The following is a 24,120-nucleotide window of genomic DNA, read 5'->3' as shown; positions in this document are numbered from 1 at the left end:
CACCTGATATTTTGTTGTTATGCATGCAGCTTAAAAGTTAATCTTTGCAGTTTCATGATGTCCTGATGACAGTTTCCTGACACCAAGCCCAGCACCACATATGCACAAAAATAAAGCAAAAAACTATATTGCACTAAAACAACACCACTGTTGCCTTAAAAAGAACCATATGCAAAAACATGGAATTATCATTTTTAAAATCAAGCACTAAAAAACAAGGCAGCAGCGCAATTCGCCTAAAATGGCACTGCTTTTGCTTAGTATTCGGCGCAATTTTTATCTTTATAAAAGCTGAATTAAGGCCACACATGAACAATATTCTAAAATCAACACTAACAACCGTTGTATTGGCATCTTTATCTTTTGGGGCAAGCCAAGTTTATGCAGTCGACACCTTAAATCAAATTAAGGAGCGTGGAAAAATTAACATCGGATTCAACGATACATCCATGCCGATTTCTTATGTGGTCAATGGTGCTGCCGCAGGCTATGCAATTGACATTTGTCGCAATATTGCTAGCAATATTCGCAAACAATTAAATGCGCCAAACTTAAAAATTGAGTTCATTCCACTCACCCCAGGCCAACGTATGGATGCGATTATGAATGGCCGCATTGATATGGAGTGTGGCTCAACCACAAACTCTTACAAGCGCCAACAACAAGTGTCTTTTTCAACCAACTTTTATTACACCGAAGTTAGAATGGCGGTTAAAAAGAGCACGCATTTTGAAGATTTATCAGATTTAAATAACAAGGTGGTTTCCACCTCGGCAGGCACCACATCAACCCAATACATTAAGCGCGATTCACGCGGTAGAGATGTGACCGTACGCACAATTTATGGTCACGATATGGACGATTCCTTTAATTTACTGGTGAAAGGTAAATCGGAAGCGTTTGTGATGGACGATAACATTTTAGCGGGCTTAATTGCCAAAAGTGCCAAACCCGATGATTATGAAATTGTTGGACCAGTTCTATCTTCAGAACCGTATGCCGTTATGCTACCGAAAGGTGATGAAAAACTTAAGGCGCTGGCAGATAGCACCATTATTGGCTTATGGAAATCGGGCGAGATGATGAAGCTTTACCGCAAATGGTTCCAATCCGCAATTCCCCCTAAAAATATTAATTTAAATATGGCACCGAACCGCTCTTATTTAAATTTACAGCGCCGTCCAACCGATGCTGGCGTGTAATTAATGAACAGCCCTAAGAGAATCTTAGGGCTGTTCATTGCTTTATACAAATTGATTGCGCTGAACCACCAATACGCTTAGACTCAATTGAGCGCATGATGTTGCAATACGCGCATCCGTTTTATAATTTTAAAACATCGTATTTTAATCGCTCACTCCATGTATTAGAACAATGACGACCTCTTTGCATTTTCATTCAAATCGTAAAATTCCACAGCACGACACAGTGAACTGGGATCAAATTCAGCGCACACCAATTCAAGACAATCACAATGCCTTAATCAAGATTGATCAACACAATCAAGGCAATCTCATTTTGCATCCGTATTATTTTTATCAGCAAATGACGGGAGCCAGCACTGATTTCTATATTCGTGAAGAAGTTTTAGAAAAACTGCATCTGGCATCTAAAAATCTACCGCAAGGTATTCATTTAATGCTACTGGATAGCTGGAGACCGTATACCCTGCAAGCTGCACTGGTTGAAAGTTTTAATGCTGAAATTAGCCAACGTTACCCCAACTGCTCTGCGCTAGAAAAACAAAAAATACTCTCGTTATTTGTTTCTGCACCCAGCCTAGATCCACAACAACCGAGCCCACACATGACCGGCGGTTCAGTCGATGTAACCTTATGTGATGATAATGGCAACCCACTAGATTTAGGCACAGCCTTTGATTCACCCGTTGAGCAAAGTTGGACAGCAGCACTTGAAATCACAGCAGAACATTCGGCACAGCAATTACGAAGAATTTTATATTGGGCCATGATAGATGCAGGGTTTAGCAATTTACCTTCTGAATGGTGGCACTTTGACTTCGGCAATCAATTATGGGCTTATTTTAAACAGCAACCGCATGCACATTATTTAGGCATTGCCGCCTTATAACAAGTAAAATAAAAATGTGCAGTTAAATTCGAGCTAAGTTCTTTTCTTTATCAACGATTTTATTGGCTTGAATTCAAGGTACGAAAAAATATGAAAGTGCTGCTTTCATATTTTTGAGGCACGTAACTGCACACCTAATCATAAAGATAAAAAACCCACTCAATTAGAGTGGGTTTTCGCATTCAAATCATTTGATTCAAGAGATTAGTTCTTCTCTTTATCAACGATTTTGTTTGCTTGAATCCAAGGTACGAAAAAATATGCAAGTGCTGCTTTCATATTTTTGAGGCACGTAACTGCACACCTAATCATAAAGATAAAAAACCCACTCAATTAGAGTGGGTCTTCGCATTCAAATCGTTTGATTCGAGAAATTAGTTCTTCTCTTTATCAACGATTTTGTTTGCTTGAATCCAAGGCATCATCGCGCGAAGTTTGTTACCAGTCACTTCAATACCATGCGCCGCATTTTGACGACGACGAGCAGTCATAGAAGGATAGTTCAACGCGCCTTCTTGAATGAACATTTTTGCATATTCACCCGATTGGATACGTTTCAAGGCATTACGCATTGCTTCACGAGATTGTTCGTTGATCACTTCAACGCCTGTTACGTATTCGCCATATTCAGCATTATTAGATACTGAATAGTTCATATCCGCGATACCGCCTTCAAACATTAAATCAACAATTAATTTAAGTTCGTGCAAGCATTCGAAATACGCCATTTCTGGAGCATAACCCGCTTCAACCAAAGTTTCAAAGCCCATTTTAACCAATTCAACCGCACCACCACAAAGAACTGCTTGCTCACCGAACAAATCAGTTTCAGTTTCTTCACGGAATGAAGTTTCGATAATACCGGTACGACCACCACCTACGCCTGACGCATAAGATAATGCAACGTTACGCGCGTTACCAGACGCATCTTGGTGAATCGCGATTAAGTCAGGTACACCTGAACCACGTTGGAATTCTGAACGTACAGTGTGACCCGGTGCTTTTGGTGCAACCATAATCACGTCTAAATCTTTACGTGGAACAACTTGGTTATAAAGAACCGAGAAACCATGCGCAAATGCTAAAGTTGCGCCTTCTTTAATGTTTGGCTCAATCACATCGCGATAAAGTTGTGACTGGAATTCATCTGGTGTCAAAATCATTACCAAGTCTGCGCCTTTTACAGCGGCAGGAACTTCAGCAACTTTAAGACCCGCATTTTCAGCTTTTTTCCAAGATGTTGAACCAGCACGTAAGCCAACGGTTACATCTACACCCGAATCTTTAAGGTTAAGTGCATGTGCATGGCCTTGTGAACCATAGCCAATAATTGCTACTTTTTTGCCTTGGATGATAGATAAATCGCAGTCTTTATCGTAAAAAATTTGCATTTGTTGTCTCCAGTAAAATTCTTTCTAAAATATTTCAGTTATACAGTTAAAACTTTTTCGCCACGTGCAATGCCCGATACACCAGAACGCACCACTTCTAAAATGGTATTTTCAGCTAGAGCATCAATAAAACCATCGAGTTTTTCGGTGGTTCCTGCAATTTGCACCGTATACGTTGTTGGGGTTACATCAACAATTGAGGCACGGAAAATATCGGCAGTGCGCTTAATTTCGTCACGTGCTGCACCCGATGCTTTGACTTTAATCAGCATCAACTCACGTTCAATATGCGCACCTTCAGTTAAATCGACCACTTTTACCACTTCAACCAATTTATTCAGTTGTTTGGTAATTTGTTCAATTTTATGGTCATCACCATAGGTGCTTAAGGTTAAACGTGACAAGGTTTCATCTTCTGTTGGGGCAACATTAAGTGACTCAATGTTGTAACCACGTTGGCTAAATAAACCCACTAAACGAGACAGCGCACCCGATTCATTTTCAATCAACACCGAAATAATATGACGCATTAGGTATGCTCTCCTTTGCTTAACCACATATCTTGCATCGATTGTCCTGCAATGAGCATTGGATAAACATGCTCTGAACGGTCAGTCATCACATTAATAAACACGCATTTGTCTTTAATCGCCATTGCTTCAGCAAGTTTAGATTCAAGCTCATCTGCATGATCAATTTGAATACCTACATGCCCATAAGCTTCCATCAATTTGGCAAAATCAGGCAGTGACTCAACATAAGAACTTGAATGGCGACCTTCGTAATTCATATCTTGCCATTGTTTAACCATCCCTAAAGCACGGTTATTCAAGCACAAAATTTTGAAATTCAAGCCATATTGCTTACAGGTCGAAAGCTCTTGAATACACATCTGAATAGATGCTTCACCGGTAATACACACCACTTCTTTTTCAGGTTTGGCAAGTTTCGCAGCCATCGCATACGGCAAGCCTACACCCATGGTGCCTAAACCACCCGAATTAATCCATTGACGCGGTTCGTCGTATTTATAATACAACGCAGCAAACATTTGGTGCTGACCAACGTCCGAGGTAATAATCGCTTCGCCATTGGTAATTTTATATAGCGCTTCCACCACTTGCTGTGGTTTCATGCCACCATTATTGGCAGGCTGATAACGTAGACCATGAACTTTGCGCCATTCGTTAATTTGATCCCACCAACTTGCTAACGCTTCAGGATTTGGCTTCGATACATCCAACTGTTTCAACTGTGCCAACATTTCTTGTAAAACCGGTTCAACCGCACCCACAATTGGAATATGCGCCGAAATGGTTTTAGAAATAGTTGCCGGATCAATATCAATATGAATGACTTTGGCATTTGGACAGAATTTTGCAGGATTATTGGTCACGCGGTCATCAAAACGCGCACCCACTGCAAAAATCACATCGGCATTATGCATGGCCATATTGGCTTCATAACAACCGTGCATGCCAAGCATACCGACAAATTGTGGATCTGTACCCGGAAAGCCACCTAAGCCCATTAAAGTATTGGTGACAGGATAATTGAGTAAATGTGCAAGTTCAGTCAGTAATGCAGCAGCATTGCCTTGTACTACACCACCACCAGTATAAATAACTGGGCGTTTGGCGCTAATTAACTCATCTACCGCTTTACGAATTTGTCCCGAATGACCGCGATACGGTGGTTGATACGAACGCATCTTCACTTTATCTGGGTATTCGTAGGCAAATTTATCGACTGGATTGGTCGCATCTTTAGGAATATCAATGACAACAGGTCCAGGACGGCCACTTGCTGCGATATAAAATGCTTTTTTAATCATGGCAGGAATTTCGCTGGCATGACGAACTTGGAAACTGTGTTTCACAATTGGGCGTGATACCCCAACCATGTCGGTTTCCTGAAATGCATCTTCACCAATTAAGTGCGAAGCCACTTGACCCGACAAGACCACCATTGGAATTGAATCCATATACGCCGTAGCGATGGCTGTGACTGTATTGGTTGCGCCGGGGCCTGATGTGACTAAAACAACACCAGTTTTACCCGTAACACGAGAATAAGCATCGGCCATGTGCCCTGCTGCTTGTTCGTGACGGACTAGATAATGCTGAATTTTATCTTGTTGAAACAACGCATCGTAGATGTGCAGTACCGCACCACCTGGATAACCAAAAACATGTTCAACACCCTCGTCCGCAAGGGCGCGAACGAGCATTTCACCACCTGATAAAAGTTCCAACGTGATTCACCCTAATCTTTTTTTGTTATGCGATGGGAGACATCCATAACTTTAATTTCATACAACCATGCTGTTATAGCACAAATTTAATGCATCAGGTCTGCAATAAGAAAAAATATCACCACAGCAGTGCAGGCTGTTCGTTTGGCGTATTCATAAATAAATATGTTGGGATAAACACATTTATAATTGGACATATCACTCGGCTAGAGCCATATGCTTATTGCAGCAGCATCATATATCTGAAGGGTGATCAGATAATGAGCCTAGCATTCTTGTTGTTTCATCCATAATTGTCAAGACTCCGATGCATTTTTTCAAAAAATCTATTTTATTTTTAGTCATGCACTTAAAAAAAAATCATCGAATAATCTTGTTCGTTACATAGGTTTTCAGAAAAAAGCGCGTTAAAATGCAGCAATAACGATCTATAACAATTCACGTAGGGTGAAATATGAAAATTAAAGCAGTGATTCTGTTTTGTTTCGGGGTGGGCTTAAGTGCCGTCAATACAACGGGATTTGCCAAAGACTATTACAAATGGGTAGATGCTCAAGGATCGACCCATTATACAACGACACCGCCACCCAAAGTGAAGGGAATTAAGAACCATGGAAAAATCCAAACTTATGGCATAGGCGTAAGTTCGCAAGATAAACCAGCAACCTCACAACCATTGCCACAAGGCAGCAATCAACCGCAAAAAACCACTGGCGATACCCCCAATACCGTGATTGAGCTGCCTCAAGGTGCGCCAAGCAAAGCACCAACGCAACCAAACAGTGCTGAAGCGAAGTAATGTTTAGGCGGTATTCTTCAATAGAATACCGTTATCCTGCTAGATTTTTTGCACAACACTCACATTTAGACGTGTTTTGCGCTATGATCTTCTCCTATTTTAATTTATCTGTATTTTCAAATTAAGTTTATGACTACATCTCACATTGACCCTGAATATCAAGCCAGTGCGATCGAACCTCATGTCCAACAAGATTGGAATGATCGCAAAGTCTTTAAAGTTGCAGACACCGTAGAAGAGAAACATCGTTATATTCTCTCCATGTTTCCCTATCCAAGCGGAAAACTGCATATGGGGCATGTGCGTAACTATACTATTGGAGATGTAATCAGCCGTTTTCATCGCTTAAAAGGTGAAACTGTATTACAACCGATGGGTTGGGATGCGTTTGGTTTACCGGCAGAAAATGCAGCGATTGCGCATAAAGTTGCACCGGCAAAATGGACTTTTGAAAATATTGATTACATGCGTAATCAGCTTAAAAGCTTAGGTTTAGCCATTGATTGGGACCGTGAAATTGCCACCTGCACCCCAGAATATTATCGTTGGGAACAATGGCTTTTTGTGCAGTTGTATAAAAAAGGCTTAATTTATCGCAAGCTTTCAACCGTAAACTGGGATCCTGTCGATCAAACCGTATTGGCCAATGAACAAGTGGTGGATGGTCGTGGTTGGCGTTCAGGTGCATTGGTTGAAAAACGCGATATTCCAATGTATTACTTCCGCATTACCGATTATGCACAAGAATTATTAGACGATTTAGAACAGTTAAAAGACGGTTGGCCGCAGCAAGTGTTAACCATGCAACGTAACTGGATTGGTCGCTCTGAAGGCATGGAAATTACTTTCCCTTCTGCAGATGCCAGCATTTATGCCGACCCATTGGTGGTGTATACCACCCGCCCAGACACCTTAATGGGCGTGACGTATGTTGCCGTTGCCGCAGATCATCCTTTAGCGAAAAAAGCGGCTGAACTGCGCCCAGAATTAAATGCGTTTATTGAAGAATGCCGTCACGGTTCGGTTGCCGAAGCAGATTTAGCCACAGCCGCGAAAAAAGGTCGTGCCACTGGTTTATTCGTTCAGCACCCAATTACAGGTCAGAACGTTGAAGTGTGGATTGCCAACTACGTGCTAATGACCTACGGTTCAGGTGCAGTGATGGCGGTACCCGCGCACGATGAGCGTGACTTTGAATTTGCCAATAAATTTGGTTTGCCAATTCAACAAGTGATTGATGCGAAAAAAGCAGACGATGCCGATTTTGATGCAACCACTTGGCAAGAATGGTACGGCAGTAAAGACGGTGTGTTGGTCAATTCAGGTGAATTTGATGGCTTCAACTTCCAACAAGCCTTCGATGCCTTTATTGAAAAATTAGCGCCTCAAGAACTTGCAAGCAAAAAAGTTCAATTCCGTCTACGCGATTGGGGCGTGTCGCGTCAGCGCTATTGGGGCTGCCCAATTCCAATGATTAACTGTGACGATTGCGGTCAAGTCACTGTTCCTGAAGAACAATTACCTGTCGTCTTGCCAACCGATGTGGTGCCAGACGGTTCAGGTAATCCATTGGCAAAAATGCCAGAGTTTTATGAAACCACTTGCCCATGTTGTGGTAAAGCAGCAAAACGTGAAACAGATACGCTTGACACTTTTGTTGAATCATCTTGGTATTACGCGCGTTATGCATCGCCAGATTATCAACAAGGCATGATTAAGCCTGAAGCGGCGCAAACATGGTTGCCTGTCAACCAATATATTGGTGGTGTCGAACATGCGATTTTACATTTATTGTATGCGCGTTTCTTCCATAAATTGATGCGTGACGAAGGCGTGGTACAAGGTAACGAACCCTTTGCCAACTTACTTACGCAAGGCATGGTGCTTGCAGACACCTTCTACCGTGAAGATGAATCAGGCAAAAAAACTTGGTTCAACCCTGCCGATGTCGAACTTGAACGTGACGACAAAGGCCGTGTTTTATCTGCAACATACAAAGCAGATGGACAACCCGTTGTGGTCGGTGGACAAGAAAAAATGTCGAAGTCGAAAAACAACGGCGTTGACCCACAAGCCATTATTGACCAATACGGTGCAGATACAGCCCGTGTATTTATGATGTTTGCTGCCCCACCCGATCAATCTTTAGAATGGTCAGATGCAGGGGTTGAAGGTTCAAACCGTTTCTTAAAACGCGTGTGGCGTTTAAGCAGCAATTTGCTTGAACAAGGCGACAGCAACAGCGCAATTGATACGGCAAATCTGTCTAAAGAAGCACAAGACTTGCGCCGTAAAGTGCATGAAACCATTGCTAAAGTTGGTGATGATATCGAACGCCGTTATGCGTTCAATACCGCCATTGCAGCACAAATGGAATTGTTAAACAGCATCAGTAAATTTGATGCAAAAACTGACAATGACAAAGCCGTTGCCCGTGAAGCCGTCATTACATTACTTACGTTACTTGCGCCTTTTGCACCGCATTTAAGCCAAGCATTATTGGCTAAATTTGGGATTGATATGACCTCTGCGGCATTCCCGCAAGTCGATCCATCGGCACTGACACGTAACACGCAAACAATTGTGGTACAAGTTAATGGTAAGCTTCGTGGTAAATTAGAGGTAAGTGTTGATATTTCTAAAGAAGATTTATTAGCGCAAGCCAAAGCATTACCTGAAGTTCAACAATTTTTGACAGGCCCAAGCAAAAAAGAAATTGTTGTTCCAAATAAACTTGTCAATTTGGTGGTGTAATTTTTAACCCCAAGCAGAATCCATCCTCCTCGGTCGCGAGGGGGATTCATTACATGTAGAGGATGTTCTATGCGCTTCGCCCCTCGTTTTGCTGCGATTGTACTCACACTCGGCTTAGGTGCAGGCTTAACTGGTTGTGGATTTCATTTGGTTGACCGTGGTACTCATAACGCACCATTGGCATATCAACACATGAAACTCAATTTACCGTCTAGCTCAAGTGTTTTAGGCGATAAGCTTAAAATTTACCTGACAGGTGATGGAGTTAAATTCGACAACAATAGCGAAGCATATACTTTACATGTGATTGACTATAACTACCGCCGTCAAAAACTCAGTGGGCGTGTTGCAGAAGTTCTTCTACATTTGAATGTGACCTTCCAAATCGAAGATAAAAATGGTCAGCCAATTACTGAACCGCGCACCATTTCAAGTACCAAAAGCTATCAATATAATGTTGCAACGGTCAACGTTGATGATAACGAACAAGATTATTTAATTAATATGCTGATTGATGACGTTGCACAGCAAATGGCTCGCCAAATTTCAACCAATCGCTTACCATTAATTCAAAGCACAAGCACTCCATCTAGCAGCGTAACTCCTTAACTGATTTATGAAAATTGACTATCTGCAAGCACTCAAACGAATTGAAAATGCCCAAGGCGCGTGGGTGCTTCAAGGTCAAGAACCGCTGTTAGAACATAATTTATTAGATCAGCTACGACAGCACTGGCAACGCCAAGGCATTGAAAGACAACGCTACGAAATACAAAGTGTTTCCGATTGGAAAACCGTTTTTAATGCTTTAAATAGTTTGTCGCTGTTTTCGCAGCAATTGGCGATTGAAGCGCATGGCAAAATTAAACCTGATGCCGCTAGCCTAAAACTTCTCAAAAATTACCTACAACATAACGAGCAAAACTTACTTGTTGTGGTCATGCCAAAACAAGACAACCAAAGTTTAAAATCTGCATTTTTTCAACTCATTGAAGCCAATGCAGTTTTAGTGAGTTTAAATGCGCCCTATCCGCAAGATCGACAACGGATTTTAACCGTTGAAGCGGAAAAATTAGGTATCAGCCTCGATTCGGCAGCATGGCAATGGTTACTTGAACACCACGAACACAATTTATTGGCTGCCAAAAATAGTTTAATCCGCGTTAGCGATACCTTTGCAGAACATAGCCAAATTCATGTTGAAGATTTACAAAGCTGTTTAAACGACCAATCTCGTTACAGTCTTTATGATTTGAGTGATAACTTACTCAAAGGCGATTTAGCCACGGCGATTAAAATTTATCAATATTTACTCGCAACTGGCGAAGCCATGAGCCTGATTTTATGGACACTCAGTAAAGAAATGCGCTTATTGATGCTGTTATTTGAACAACCGCAGAATGCGTTACAACTGGGCATTTGGAAAACCAAAGTCCATTTGTATCAGCAAGCGTTACGCAGAATAGCACCACAGCAATTATTAGGTTGGCCAAATTTACTGTTAAAATTGGATGCGTCCATTAAAGGATTATCTGCTGACAATGCCGAACAACTGGCCTTGCAAGCCGTTGTGGAAATATGCCAACAACCATTATTTCAAAAATAAGAATGATTTCTAAATAATATTCATGTTTTATTCTTAATTAAATTTTATACTGCCATATTGTTCTATTTATATCCGAATTATGGCGATGTTGCAGAAAATAAAACCTTTTAAGTTGCTTGTCAGTCTAGTTATTCTTCTCATACTTATTGCAATTGGATGGTATTACCTTAAGCCTAAACAAGAACAGCCCCAATATATTACCGAAGTAGTCAGTCGTGGGGATCTGGAAAACACTGTTTTGGCAACCGGAACCCTAGATGCCACAAAACTGATTAGCGTGGGCGCACAGGTTTCTGGTCAAGTCAAAAAAATGTATGTGCAATTGGGCGATGAAGTCAAACAAGGTCAATTGATTGCCCAAATTGACTCAACCACACAAGAAAATAGCTTAAAAACAGCAGAAGCCAATATCCGCAACCTTGCGGCGCAGCGTTTACAACAAGAAGCGAACCTCACTGAAGCGCAGTTGGCATATCGTCGTCAGCAACAAATGTATGCTCAAGATGCGACATCCAAAGCAGAATTAGAATCGGCTGAAGCGGCATATAAAACATCCCAAGCCCAAATTAAAGCGATTGATGCTCAAATTGAGTCCGCTAAATTGACACGTGCAACAGCACAAACCAATACAGGTTATACACGAATCGTCGCCCCGACTGACGGTACTGTGGTTGCGATTGTGACTGAAGAAGGTCAAACAGTAAACGCAAACCAATCAGCTCCGACCATTGTCAAAATTGCCAAATTGCAAAATATGACCATTAAAGCGCAAGTCAGCGAAGCTGACATTATGAAAGTTGAAAAGGGACAACAAGTCTACTTTACAACTTTAGGCGATGATAAAAAACGCTATGCGACCTTGCGTCAAATTGAACCTGCACCAGATTCTATTTCAAGCGACTCAACCAGTAGTTCGAACTCATCTAGCTCATCGAGCAGTACCGCAATTTATTACAATGCCTTATTCGATGTTCCGAATGTAGATGGGAAATTACGCATTGATATGACCGCGCAAGTATATATTGTGCTCGATGCGGTAAAAAATGCTTTATTGGTACCATCATCTGCATTGTCTACTCATCGGACAGGCTCACAGAATCAATCAAATCGAAATAAAAACAATGCGGTAGCTACAGATCAATCGAACCAAAAAGATGATCAAAAAAAACCACATCTGCAACGTTTAAATTTAACAGCCGATCAGAAAAAATTAATTGAGGATGGCAAAGCGACTTTGAGCGTGGTTCGTGTCTTACAAGCAAATGGCCCGGCCCAAGCGAAACAAGTTTTAATTGGAATTAATAATCGGGTCAGTGCACAAGTCTTAGCAGGTTTAAAACAAGGTGATCAAATTGTCATTGCCGATAGTTCAGATACCTCTGCGGCGACAGCAAACAGTAAACGCCGTAATGGCCCGCCAATGGGAATGTAACTATGACTAAACAGGCATTGCTTGAAGTCAGTCATCTGATTCGAGAGTTTCCCGCTGGTGATAGCACCATTCAGGTCTTAAAAAATATTGATCTCACCATTTATGAAGGTGAGTTGGTCGCCATTGTAGGTCAATCAGGTTCAGGGAAATCAACCCTGATGAACATTCTTGGCTGCCTTGATCGTCCAACGCATGGCAGTTATAAAGTCAATGGGCAAGAAACAGGTCAACTTGAACCAGACCAACTTGCTAAATTACGCCGTGAATACTTTGGTTTTATTTTTCAGCGATATCACTTGCTCGGTGACCTCTCCGCCGAGGGCAATGTCGAAGTTCCTGCGGTCTATGCAGGAGTTAACCCATCCGAACGTAAACAACGTGCAACTGCCCTTTTAACTGAACTGGGCTTAGGCAGTAAAACCCAAAACAGACCCAGCCAGCTTTCAGGTGGTCAGCAACAACGTGTTTCTATTGCACGTGCTTTAATGAACGGTGGCGACGTTATTTTAGCCGATGAACCTACAGGTGCACTCGATTCACATAGTGGCGTAGAAGTCATGCGTATTTTACGCGAGCTGAATGCGGCTGGGCATACGGTTATTATCGTCACGCATGATATGCAAGTTGCGAAAAATGCCACACGAATTATTGAAATCAGTGATGGTGAAATCATCGCTGATCGACAAAATATACCCGAATATACGTCTGAGCTAAACATTTCCTCAGATTCAGCGCCTGCCTTAGTCAACAAAAAAGCCAAAGGAAAAAGTGTTTCCACCCTGCGTTCGATGCTAGATCGTTTATCAGAAGCTTTTCAAATGGCTTTAATTTCAATGAATGCTCACCGTATGCGTACATTTTTGACCATGCTGGGGATTATCATCGGGATTGCTTCGGTCGTGACTGTCGTTGCATTAGGCAATGGTTCACAAAAACAAATTCTTCAAAATATTAGTAGTTTAGGTACCAACACCATTACCGTATTTCAGGGGCGTGGTTTTGGTGATAATTCAAAAACCGCCAACTTTAAAACCTTGGTTCCGAGTGATGCTGATGCTTTAGCCAATCAGCCTTATGTTACAGCAGTCACCCCCATGGTCAGTAGCTCAAAAACGATTCGCTATAAGGAAAATGAAGCCACTGCAACCATTAATGGTGTGGGAAATGACTATTTCGATGTAAAAGGTTTAACGTTTAAGGATGGTCAAAGTTTTGATGTCCGTAGTGTCCGCGACAGAACACAAGACGTGGTCATCGATACCAATACCCAAAAACAATTTTTTGCAGATGGTACCAATCCGATTGGGCAAGTCGTATTACTGGGCAGTGTACCCGCTCGAATTATAGGCATCGTTGCACCGCAAACCAGTGCCATGGGTTCAGACGATAGCCTGAATGTTTATATGCCCTATACCACTGTGATGAGTCGCATGCTAGGTCAGGCACATGTGCGCAATATTATTGTGCAGATTAATGATCAATACTCGACCAGTGCAGCCGAAAACGCCATTGTCAACTTACTCACCTTGCGCCATGGTCAGCAAGATATTTTTACCATGAATAGTGACAGTATTCGTCAGACCATCGAGAAAACCACCAGCACCATGACCTTACTCGTTTCAGCGATTGCCGTAATTTCTTTAGTTGTCGGTGGAATTGGTGTGATGAATATTATGCTGGTTTCTGTGACTGAGCGAACCCAAGAAATTGGCGTTCGAATGGCTGTCGGGGCTCGTCAAAGTGATATCTTGCAACAATTTTTGATTGAGGCGATTTTGGTCTGTCTGATTGGCGGGATATTAGGCGTCCTGCTTTCTTTGGGGCTTGGGCAACTTATCAACAAAATAGCAGCCGGAAATTTTGCTGTGGCGTATTCGACCACATCTATCATTGCTGCATTTGTTTGCTCGACCTTAATTGGGGTGGTGTTTGGATTTTTACCTGCCAAAAATGCCGCACAGCTTGATCCTGTCGCAGCCTTGTCTAGAGAATAAAGGATTCATCATGTCATTATCTAAACTCAATACATTATGTGCCATGCTGATCACGTCTTCTACGCTTGTGGGCTGTGCTGCAATGGTGAAAACACCTTATCAAGCACCCAGCGTAAAAACACCTGCACAGTTCCAATATGAACAAAAACACGTACAAGCGAGTCATCAAGCTTATACAGATCATTGGTGGACATTATTTGGTGATACTCAACTCAATCAATTGATTGATCACGTGATTGCCAAAAATACGGATTTAGCCGTTGCTGGAATCGCAATTCAACAAGCACGATTAAAAGCAGGCTTAGCCGCCGATCAGCAAGGTCCACGTGTCAATTCAAGTGTCTCCACAGGTCACAAGTTTGATTTAAATTCGGGAAATGATCGTTCCGACGGGCTATCTCTGAGTGCGGGAGTCAGTTATGAGCTGGATTTATTTGGAAAATTATCACGCCAAACTGAAGCTGCAAAATGGGAAGCTTTAGCCACTGAAGAGGATTTACAGGCAACCGCTCAAACTTTGATTGGAACCACCACTAAACTGTACTGGCAATTGGCTTACTTAAACGAAAGTTTAGCCACTGCACAACAAAGTCTCAGCACCTCTGAGAAGCTGTATAGCCTAGTCAATAGCCAATATAAAGCGGGTGCAGTGTCAGGCCTAGATCTTACCCAAGCTGAACAATCTGTACAAAGTCAAAAAGCAAATTTAAGTCAAATTCAGCAAAGCTTGGTCGAAACCCGAACAGCGTTGGCTGTGCTTTTACATATTCCAGTGCAACAATTAAATGTGCAAGAACCGCAACAGCTCCCTCAAGTCCAATTACCGCAGATCGCAGCTGGTTTACCTGCAGATATTTTATCGCGTCGACCCGATTTAAAAGCAGCGGAATTACGCTTAAGAGAGACGCTTGCGCAAAAAGATGCAACAACTGCGAGTTATTATCCATCGATTAGTTTGACGGGCAGTTTAGGTGCAAGCAGTACTTCTTTAACTGAATTGGTCAAAAATCCAATCTTGGCTTTAGGTGCAAATTTAAGTCTGCCCTTCTTGCAATATAACGACATGAAAAAGAATATTGCGATTAGCCAGTTGGATTATGAAAAAGCCATTATCCAATATCGTCAAACCCTTTATCAGGCTTTTGCTGATGTTGAAAACTCGCTTTCTGCGCGGACTGAACTGGATCAGCAAGTGCAATTTCAGCAACGAAATTTAGCACTTGCAGAAAAAGCCGAACGTTTAACGCTGATACGGTATCGGAATGGTGCCATTCCACTGAAGAATTTACTGGATCAACAACAGACCACACGCACCGCTCGTCTGGCTTTAGTGAATAGCAAACAGACTCAATACAATGCCTATGTGACACTGATGCAGGCCTTGGGTGGCAGTCCTATCAAAGCATCGCTCTAGCGTTATGAAGCTATGTCAAGATTGTTGGCATAACCCGACATTATAAAAAAGCCGCTTTAAAAGCGGCTTTTTCATGCTTGCAATGAATCTAATTAATCATCGCCCATCATGCTATCGCTCATGCCAACGGTATTAAAGCCTGCATCAACATACATAATTTCGCCCGTAATACCCGAAGCCCACGGTGAGCAAAGGAATAGTGCTGCATTCCCCACTTCCTCAATGGTGACATTACGTTTTAATGGAGATACTTTTTCATTCACATCGAGCATCTTACGGAAAGATTTAATCCCAGAAGCCGCCAAAGTACGGATTGGACCTGCCGAAATCGCATTTACACGAATGCCATCTACACCTAAACTTGACGCTAAATAACGCACACCTGCTTCAAGCGATGCTTTGGCCATGCCCATCACGTTGTAATTTGGCATCACACGTTCAGAACCTTGATAGGTCAACGTGAGCAAACAACCTTGACGAGCTTGAAGCAAAGGCTTAGCAGCACGTGCCATTGCGACAAAACTATAAGCACTAATATCGTGTGCAATACGAAAGCCATCACGATCGGTCACATCGGTAAAGTCACCATCTAAAGTATGCGCTGGAGCAAATCCAATGGAATGAATCACGCCATCTAAACCATCCCAATGTTTGGCAAGTTCAGCAAACGCACTGTCAATTTCTGCATCAACGGCAACATCGCAAGGGAAAACTAAGCTAGAACCAAATTGTGCTGCAAAATCATCTACACGTTTTTTTAATTTTTCATTTGGATAGGTGAATGCCAGTTCAGCACCTTCGCGGTGTAAAGCTTGTGCAATACCAAATGCAATGGATAACTTACTTGCGATACCTGCAACCAAGAAACGTTTACCTGCTAATAATCCTTGTGCCATGAATTTTCTCTCAGCCAAAATATAAGATGCATAATGCCAATTCTTTACAGTTTTAGAAATTGCATAATGCGCCTTTTTACATATTTCTATGATAAAAAATCGCCCCGAATTCGGCGCGATTTTTCTTTTTTAAGTTCGCAGATTTTAGTCGCGAACCAAACCAATTAAACGCAAGAATGAAATATACATCCAAACCAATGTTGCCAATAGCGAAATTGCACACGTCCATTCAAAACTTTGTGGCGCACGTTGCATGGCTGCATTTTCAATCATATCGAAATCTAAAATTAAATTCAGGGATGCAATCACCGCAACGAATGCCGCTAAGCCTAATCCTAACCAATTGCTTTCAAAGATATATGGAATACTTGAACTAAACAGTAAACGCATAATAATTTGAACAAAAAATACAATCGCAATGGCAATGGTGGCCGACATCACCACAGATTTAAATTTTTCAGTGGCACGAATAATTTGGAATTTATACAAGCCAAATAAAACAAAGCTAGTCACAAAAGTCGCTAACAATGCTTGTAATGGCGCGCCGGGATATTTCAATTGGAATACAAAGGAAATTCCACCTAAAAATGCACCTTCAAACAAAGCATAAGGTATTGCAAGTGTACGTGCCGTTTCAGGTTTAAATACGGTAATTAAAGCAAGGATAATTCCACCAAACATACCCACCACGCTTGCAGCATAGGCTAGCGTAACGTTGCCCGTAAATGCGGCATAAAAGAACAGTACAATTCCCACTACAGCGGCAATTGCAGTAAGCATGACTGACTTTTGAACTGTTCCTTGAACAGTCATCGGGTTAGAAATATCGGCATATGTTTCCACACGCGTTAAAATAGGATTTTTACTTTGCATTTCTCATCAACTCATATTTTTATTTAGGATGAACACTTTAGATTTTAAAGCTTTCATCCCCACCAATATAGTCTTGTTCTTATTAATTTGTAACGCAAGTTTATCAAATGATAAGTAATTAAAAAGGCCTGTGTTGCCACAAGCCTTCTGAAATGAAAATTGCTTAAAACGAAATCAATTTTGCAGGATTAAAAAAAGCATTAATTTCGTATGCGCCTTTGGCTAACGGAATTGCAAAAGGGGCGAGTTCGCGACCAAATAAAATATCTTTATGTGGAATCTTGGTCAGCATTTCATAATCGTGTGAAATTCCAATAAAGTCATCTGCAATTGCCTTACCAATTCGAACTGTTTGTGCAACGCCATGCCCACTCCAACCATGCACCGCATAAATTGGATAATTGTCACCAAACTTACGGCAATCGGTTGCACCATTATAGGTCAGGTCGGTTTCACCACTCCAAACAAACTCTAAGTCAACTGACTTAAGTTGTGGAAAAACATGATTAATCCTCCCCAATAAATATTGGTAGGCCTTTTGTTCACTCCAACAGGTTCCTGTACCCTCTCCACCAAACAATAGACGATTTTTAGACACGCCTCGATAAAAATCGAGTGCAAATTGTGTATCGTAAACCGCATAATCAGAAGGAATAATTTCTTTTAAATCAACTTCTAAAGGCGATGTGGTGCAGACATAAGTAAACAGTGGAATGGTGGTGTGATTGTGCGTTTCCAATAATTTAAACGATGCGTGATGTACCGCCAACACAACACTTTTGCGCGCTTTAATCACGCCTTGTGCGGTTTTTACATAAACACCATCAGGCTGCGTTTTTAATTCTATAACTTCTGTCTGCTCAAAAACTTTGCCGCCATTTTGATAGAAGCCATAAATTAAACCACGTGTTAACGCCAATGGATGGATTTGCCCACCTAAATAATCAATTAAACCACCATGATAAGCTTCACTGTTCACATAATTATGCACTTCGTGTTGCCCAATAATTTTGGTGTGATCTTCGCCTAAAAATTTACGTGCATCGGCACCTTGGGTTAACGCAATTAAATGCCCTTCATGCACAGCAGCGGTAATATGGCCTTGTTTCCGATCAAGCGATAATCCATATTTATCACTAATTTCGTCAATTAAATCCATGGCTTCATTGGCAGTAAAGCGCCAAAGTTTTTTGGCATCTTCTACACTCATGTGGTCGAGCATTTCAGCTGCTTCCCAACGCGCAAGTCCAGGCGTTAATTGACCACCGTTGCGACCTGAAGCAGCGCTACCAATCCTATTTTTTTCAACTAAAATGGTGTCTACGCCAAGCTCGGATAAATGCAGTGCAGTCGATGCACCCAACAGGCCACCACCAATCACCACTACATCGCATTCTTGGTCGCAATTGAGTGTTTCAAAACTGTGCCAGTCGCTTAACGAGCTTTCATAATAATTGGCAGGTTGTTCAATATCGGCACAATTGGGATTCAACCAATTCCATTCTTTATCCAAGCGCGTGTGAATACTCGGCCTATATTCAACATCTTCTAAAATATGTGGTTTTTTTATCTTTAACATATAAATTCTCCGATTTTTTATTGGATATCTACTTGGCAGCAATGCAAAAATTGCATTTATTGTCAAGCAAATCATTTAGGTTCAGAAAGCTGTTATGTTTTAAAATGTGTATTACACAGAACACATCATGGATTGAAAATTTTCTATGTAACGGTCTGAAAGATTGAATTTAAAAAGAAAAATAATGAGCCGCTTTGCCTTTTCACCTCCACTTTGTTGAGTCTATGTGCGCGCGACAGCAAGGGTATTGAATTTATTTTGAGTTATTTGCCGAGTAAACACTCCAGTTTATCTACATTAAAAAAAGCAATTCCTATGCCAAAGAGCAATAAAAGTAAAACCTGCAGCACTTTTATAACAAAAAGCACAACCTACTGTGCAGCCTTTAATCAATATAGAGCAATTAAAGCGTTGTCTCAATCGGCTTTTATGTTGCAATTTGTTGTATCGAAGAAGTACTTGTCTAAATATTTTTTTTCACTTATTACTGATAAAAATAACAGATGGTGCAACATCATTTTAATTTCTTGATAAAAATGAGAGTAAAGACAATATGCAAAATTATGACAAACTGTTTATTAATGGTCGGTGGGTTTTACCGGTTCACCCTGCAAGCTTTGACAGCATTGACCCGAGTAATGAGCAAGTTATCACCCAAGTTGCAGCAGCAAGCCCAAGCGATGTGGAACTGGCAGTAGAAGCAGCACGGCAGGCGTTTGACTCTGGCATTTGGTCTGGTTTATCTGGTACACAGCGCGCGCACTATTTGCATGCCATTGCCACTGAAATTCGTAATCATTTGACTCAGCTTGCCTCACTTGAAGTACAAGACAATGGCAAACCCTACCCCGAAGCAGAATGGGATATTAACGATGCCGCTGACTGCTTCGACTTTTACGCTAAGCTTGCCGTAGAACTAGACACGCAGCGTGAACAAGACATTGCCTTACCCGACGTGCGCTTTCATTGTGTGGCACGTAAAGAACCGGTTGGGGTGGCGTGTGCAATTATTCCGTGGAATTATCCACTGCTCATGGCGGCATGGAAAGTTGCACCTGCACTGGCTGCAGGTTGTACTCTAATTTTAAAACCAGCCGAAGCCACCTCTCTGACAGCAATAGAACTCGGCAGAATTGCCGAAAAAGTCCAACTCCCCGCAGGCGTGCTGAATATTTTAACTGGCATTGGTGCTGACATTGGTCCGGCATTAACCGAACATCCTCACATCGATAAAGTGGCATTTACAGGCAGTGTTCCTGTGGGCAAACAAATCATGCAAAGTGCTGCGCATCAGGTGAAAAATATTAGCCTTGAATTGGGTGGAAAATCGAGTTTTATTGTCTTTGAAGACAGCGAACTAGATGCCGCGGTGGAATGGATTATGTTTGGGATTTTCTGGAATCAAGGACAAGTTTGCTCCGCAACGTCACGGGTGCTTATCCACGAAGATATTTACGAAACATTGCTGCTGCGTCTAAAAACCGCTGCTGAAAAGATCAAAATTGGCGCGGGATTTGATACAGAAGTTAAATTAGGGCCTTTGGTCAACCAAAAACAATACCATCACGTCCTCGCTGCAATTGAACGTGGCGTGAAGGATGGCGTTCGACTAGTTTCCGGTGGAAATCGACCAACCGAGTTCAGTCAAGGATATTATGTGCAGCCCACCATCTTTGCTGATGTGCCAGAGGATCACCCCCTGTGGAATGAAGAAATTTTTGGCCCTGTGGTTAGTATTCGGTCATTTAAAACAGAGTCTGAAGCGGTTCAAAGTGCCAATAACTCGATTTTTGGCTTAGCTGGCGCAGTCATGTCTAAAGATTTAGATCGCTGTCATCGTGTGGCACGTGCCTTGCGTGCTGGCATTATTTGGATTAATTGCTCACAACCGACATTTAGCCAAGCGCCTTGGGGCGGTTACAAACAAAGTGGCATTGGGCGAGAACTGGGAATTTGGGGACTAGAAAATTACTTAGAAGTCAAACAAATCACCACTTTTCAGAGCGCTGAAACGTGGGGTTGGTATTTGAGCTAATCCATTTGCATATAAAAACCTGTCATGTGATTATGACAGGTTTAAAAATAAGCCTATAATTTTAAGCAACACATCGAACATGATTGATATTTTTCTCAATTTGTTCATTTAAGTCATCTAATATCAGTTGTCGCTTACGATATTGACTTCTTTTTTTAGATGCAATTTCTTCTAAATCAATCGTACTAGATAGTGGTTTAAAACAATAATTTCCCTTTGCAATCTTTTGAGCATCAAATTCTTCCCAAAAACCATCCAGTGATGCTTTTACTTGTTTTTTCGTCCATAGTCTTTGCAAACCATTAAACACATGATTTTTATTCGATATAGCAAAAATAGAATCAACATCAAATTGATTCGCCAAAATAGATAAAGCATGCAAAATAAATTGTTTGGGTCTTAAACCATGCATTGTTTTTGTTAATACTTTCAAACTATCCAGTGTTGTCACATCTTGCTTTCCAGCTTGCAAACCACCAATAAAGAAACATGATTTTTGATGATCTAACATGCTTGAAAATGTCAGCGTATATTGAATACTACCATTCACTTTCATGAGCATGCTCATTTCACCTTCATATTCAAAGGTACTATTACACTGTAAAATAATCTCGACCAAATGCTGATTGTCTAAATTATCGGTAAAAGTAGAGTTAAAGAGGCTAATTTCACGGTAATACGATTCTTCTTTAATATTAGAAAAAAGCCAATTGTAATGCTGCTGCAAAATATTCAGTTGCTCTTTTTTACTCAAGTGTAAACTCAAATAAGAATATTGCATTTTGCGCAAAAAGCTATATCCATAATAATTGGTCCATCGCTTATGCTGTTCTGTCGAATTAATAAACTTCGACCACTGATAATTAACAGAGCCATTCGCTATATATCTAAAGATGTATTTGATATATTTACTATATGAATTTTTCGCAAAAGCAGAATAAGAATCCACCAACCAGTAGTTTACAAAGCTATTCTTTAAAGAAAACAAAAGTATCCCCAATAAACATATTTAAAATTTTAGTTCGATGTATTTAAAGCAATTAAAATTATGATCTTAATTAAAACATAGAATCATTAATCTTAGCTTAATCATTTGATGATATTAAAAAAAACATATTGTAATAAAAATAATTAAGTTTTTTATATTTAACTTTTTGATTATCTGAATAAAATGTGATTGTCTGTTTTAACCATAAAAAACAGCTTATTTTTAACTTTTAATAAGCTGTTTTTTTTAAATGAATTACTTAATTATTAGTAATGAAAAAGTATTCACGGTAATACTTTAATTCACGAATCGAATCGCGAATATCATCCAATGCCAAATGAGATGCTTCTTTTTTCAAGCCACTCATAATTTCTGGGCGCCAGCGTTTTGCAAGCTCTTTAACCGATGATACATCCAAGTTACGATAATGAAAAAATTGTTCTAATTCAGGCATTAAACGATGCATAAATCGGCGATCTTGGCAAATTGAATTCCCACACATCGGCGATGATTTTGGCGATACCCATTTATTTAAAAATTCAAGGGTTTGTAGTTCCGCATCACGCGCGGTGAGTTGGCTACGGCGAACCCGATTAATTAAGCCAGACTGCCCGTGTTGGCGAGTATTCCACTCATCCATTGCGTTTAAAATTTGGTCATTTTGATGAATGGCCAAAACCGGCCCTTCTGCCAACACATTTAAATTATCATCTGTAATAATGGTTGCAATTTCAATAATTTGATCGTTATCGGTGTCTAAACCGGTCATTTCAAGATCAATCCAAATTAAACGTGTTTCTGGGGTGCTCGCCATGTGGTCAGTTCTTATCGGTTTAAAAACATCAATATTAACAAATTTATCGCTTCTTGGCTGTAATTTAACGCCCCATCATGCTATTTTGCCTCTCTCTTATGCAGGTTTTAGGATATGAATGGCTCTCATCCGTAAACGTCGTTTAACTGAGCAACAACAACGACGGATTCAAAAACAACATCAATCTCGCCAAGAAGAAGTCGATACGTCACAAGACTTGGAAGGTTTGGTGGTGCAACATTATGGCCGACAGCTTGAAGTAAAAGCCCTATCGCAACCTGACCCACATCCGATTGCCCCTGTATTTGTTGAAGGTGAACCTGAACCGTTTTGGAAACCAATTGAGATTGGGAGTATTTGGCGTTGCCATACCCGAACCAATTTAGAATTACTCGTGACCGGCGATCGAGTCAAATGGCAAGCCGATCCGAATACGGGTTTAGGCGTTATTACGGCAATTCATCCAAGACGCTCTTTACTCACTCGCCCCGACCGGTACCATAAAGTTAAACCTGTTGCCGCAAACATTAGCTTAATTGTGATTGTTTTTGCTGCATTACCTGAACCTGCGCCCATGCTTATCGACCGTTATTTGGTGGCCTGTAAAAATGCAGATATTCCCGCATTATTGGTCTTAAACAAAGCCGATTTATTGACCCCAAATGACCCTATTTTAAATTTAGTACAAGAATATAAAGACTTAGGTTATGAGGTCATGCAAACCAGCGCCAAAGCAGATTTAAGTCATCTTGCACAGCGTTTAGAAGGTGAAACGGTAGCCTTTGTAGGACAATCTGGGGTTGGAAAAAGTTCTCTTATTAACACCATCGCGCCGCATGCCTTGCAAAAAACCAATGTAATTTCAGAAAATTCAGCACTTGGGCAACATACGACAACCTCGACCCGCTTGGTCGATTTTGGTGAAAATGGTGCATTAATTGATTCGCCCGGCATTCGTGAATTTGGCCTGTGGCATTTAAATTTAGCGGCGGTTGAAGCAGGATATCCAGAAATTGCAGATTTATTAGGGCAATGCCAATTCCGTAATTGTACCCATAAAAATGCTAAAAACTGTGCACTTCAAAATGCAGCGACAGCAGGCAAGATTTTACCGCGCCGTTTAGACAGTTTTTTACGTTTATATGATGAAATTTCGGATGCACAGCAAAAAAATTAAATTTGTTTGAGCTTTGCTCTTGA

At 41.0% G+C, this 24,120-nt stretch carries 19 protein-coding genes; 11 read left to right on the top strand and 8 right to left on the bottom strand.

From position 1 onward, the window contains the following. The first annotated feature begins 308 nt into the window (after positions 1-308). Together I2F62_RS04400 and I2F62_RS04395 are read left to right on the top strand one after the other, a co-directional pair. Complete coding sequence (locus tag I2F62_RS04400; RefSeq protein ID WP_324625809.1) at positions 309-1,202, top strand: amino acid ABC transporter substrate-binding protein; 894 nt, start codon at positions 309-311, stop codon at positions 1,200-1,202. 172 nt (positions 1,203-1,374) lie between these two features. Then, positions 1,375-2,091: a M15 family metallopeptidase gene (locus tag I2F62_RS04395; protein WP_324625808.1), complete on the top strand. Its 717-nt coding sequence runs from the start codon at positions 1,375-1,377 to the stop codon at positions 2,089-2,091. Positions 2,092-2,465: 374 nt separating this feature from the next. Here the strand turns inward: I2F62_RS04395 and ilvC are convergent, their stop codons facing one another. Genes ilvC through I2F62_RS04380 form a run of 3 tightly spaced genes read right to left on the bottom strand, consistent with a single transcriptional unit; the run spans position 2,466 to position 5,736 of the window. Next, positions 2,466-3,482: a ketol-acid reductoisomerase gene (gene ilvC / locus I2F62_RS04390; RefSeq protein WP_324625807.1), complete on the bottom strand. Its 1,017-nt coding sequence runs from the start codon at positions 3,480-3,482 to the stop codon at positions 2,466-2,468. 38 nt (positions 3,483-3,520) lie between these two features. Continuing rightward, positions 3,521-4,012, bottom strand: coding sequence for an acetolactate synthase small subunit (ilvN, locus tag I2F62_RS04385; RefSeq protein WP_324625806.1), 492 nt, complete (start codon positions 4,010-4,012; stop codon positions 3,521-3,523). After that, the gene (locus I2F62_RS04380; RefSeq protein ID WP_324625805.1) at positions 4,012-5,736 is read right to left on the bottom strand and encodes an acetolactate synthase 3 large subunit; all 1,725 of its coding nucleotides are present in this window, start codon (positions 5,734-5,736) and stop codon (positions 4,012-4,014) included. The genes ilvN and I2F62_RS04380 overlap by 1 nt, the downstream gene beginning before the upstream one ends. Positions 5,737-6,190: 454 nt before the next feature. Here I2F62_RS04380 and I2F62_RS04375 point away from each other — a divergent pair, with 454 nt between their 5' ends. The 7 genes from I2F62_RS04375 (at position 6,191) to I2F62_RS04345 (ending at position 15,735) form a co-directional block, all read left to right on the top strand. Next, complete coding sequence (locus tag I2F62_RS04375) at positions 6,191-6,535, top strand: DUF4124 domain-containing protein (RefSeq protein WP_324625804.1); 345 nt, start codon at positions 6,191-6,193, stop codon at positions 6,533-6,535. A 129-nt stretch (positions 6,536-6,664) separates the two neighbouring features. Next, entirely contained in the window at positions 6,665-9,289 is a 2,625-nt protein-coding gene (gene leuS / locus I2F62_RS04370) for a leucine--tRNA ligase (protein WP_324625803.1), read from the top strand. A gap of 69 nt (positions 9,290-9,358) precedes the next feature. Beyond that, positions 9,359-9,898 carry an LPS assembly lipoprotein LptE gene (gene lptE, locus I2F62_RS04365; protein ID WP_324625802.1) on the top strand — a complete coding sequence of 180 codons (540 nt, stop codon included), beginning with the start codon at positions 9,359-9,361 and terminating at the stop codon, positions 9,896-9,898. Between the two features lie 7 nt (positions 9,899-9,905). Next, positions 9,906-10,895 carry a DNA polymerase III subunit delta gene (gene holA / locus I2F62_RS04360; RefSeq protein WP_324625801.1) on the top strand — a complete coding sequence of 330 codons (990 nt, stop codon included), beginning with the start codon at positions 9,906-9,908 and terminating at the stop codon, positions 10,893-10,895. Positions 10,896-10,983: 88 nt separating this feature from the next. Then, positions 10,984-12,327, top strand: a complete 1,344-nt coding sequence (locus I2F62_RS04355) for a MacA family efflux pump subunit (protein ID WP_324625868.1) — start codon at positions 10,984-10,986, stop codon at positions 12,325-12,327. 2 nt (positions 12,328-12,329) lie between these two features. Next, the gene (locus tag I2F62_RS04350) at positions 12,330-14,321 is read left to right on the top strand and encodes a MacB family efflux pump subunit (RefSeq protein WP_324625800.1); all 1,992 of its coding nucleotides are present in this window, start codon (positions 12,330-12,332) and stop codon (positions 14,319-14,321) included. Between the two features lie 10 nt (positions 14,322-14,331). Next, entirely contained in the window at positions 14,332-15,735 is a 1,404-nt protein-coding gene (locus I2F62_RS04345) for an efflux transporter outer membrane subunit (RefSeq protein ID WP_324625799.1), read from the top strand. A gap of 92 nt (positions 15,736-15,827) precedes the next feature. Here I2F62_RS04345 and I2F62_RS04340 read toward each other — a convergent pair whose 3' ends face one another. The 3 genes from I2F62_RS04340 to I2F62_RS04330 form a co-directional block, all read right to left on the bottom strand. Beyond that, positions 15,828-16,631, bottom strand: coding sequence for an enoyl-ACP reductase (locus I2F62_RS04340; protein WP_324625798.1), 804 nt, complete (start codon positions 16,629-16,631; stop codon positions 15,828-15,830). 144 nt (positions 16,632-16,775) lie between these two features. Continuing rightward, a complete protein-coding gene (locus I2F62_RS04335; RefSeq protein ID WP_324625797.1) occupies positions 16,776-17,504 on the bottom strand; it encodes a Bax inhibitor-1/YccA family protein in 729 nt (242 codons plus the stop codon). A 163-nt stretch (positions 17,505-17,667) separates the two neighbouring features. Continuing rightward, the gene (locus I2F62_RS04330; protein WP_324625796.1) at positions 17,668-19,083 is read right to left on the bottom strand and encodes an FAD-dependent oxidoreductase; all 1,416 of its coding nucleotides are present in this window, start codon (positions 19,081-19,083) and stop codon (positions 17,668-17,670) included. A 553-nt stretch (positions 19,084-19,636) separates the two neighbouring features. Between I2F62_RS04330 and I2F62_RS04325 the strand changes: the two genes are divergently transcribed. Beyond that, positions 19,637-21,118 carry an aldehyde dehydrogenase family protein gene (locus tag I2F62_RS04325; protein ID WP_324625795.1) on the top strand — a complete coding sequence of 494 codons (1,482 nt, stop codon included), beginning with the start codon at positions 19,637-19,639 and terminating at the stop codon, positions 21,116-21,118. 61 nt (positions 21,119-21,179) lie between these two features. Here I2F62_RS04325 and I2F62_RS04320 read toward each other — a convergent pair whose 3' ends face one another. Together I2F62_RS04320 and orn are read right to left on the bottom strand one after the other, a co-directional pair. After that, positions 21,180-22,106, bottom strand: a complete 927-nt coding sequence (locus I2F62_RS04320; protein WP_324625794.1) for a VirK/YbjX family protein — start codon at positions 22,104-22,106, stop codon at positions 21,180-21,182. Between the two features lie 259 nt (positions 22,107-22,365). Further along, positions 22,366-22,920 carry an oligoribonuclease gene (gene orn / locus I2F62_RS04315; protein ID WP_324625793.1) on the bottom strand — a complete coding sequence of 185 codons (555 nt, stop codon included), beginning with the start codon at positions 22,918-22,920 and terminating at the stop codon, positions 22,366-22,368. 118 nt (positions 22,921-23,038) lie between these two features. On the opposite strand from orn, the gene rsgA reads away from it, so the two are divergent. Continuing rightward, a complete protein-coding gene (gene rsgA / locus I2F62_RS04310) occupies positions 23,039-24,097 on the top strand; it encodes a ribosome small subunit-dependent GTPase A (RefSeq protein ID WP_324625792.1) in 1,059 nt (352 codons plus the stop codon). Positions 24,098-24,120: the final 23 nt, after the last annotated feature.

This window comes from Acinetobacter sp. MD2(2019), from assembly GCF_035615615.1.
Taxonomy (GTDB): Bacteria; Pseudomonadota; Gammaproteobacteria; order Pseudomonadales; family Moraxellaceae; genus Acinetobacter.
This window is presented reverse-complemented; position numbering and strand designations above follow the sequence as displayed.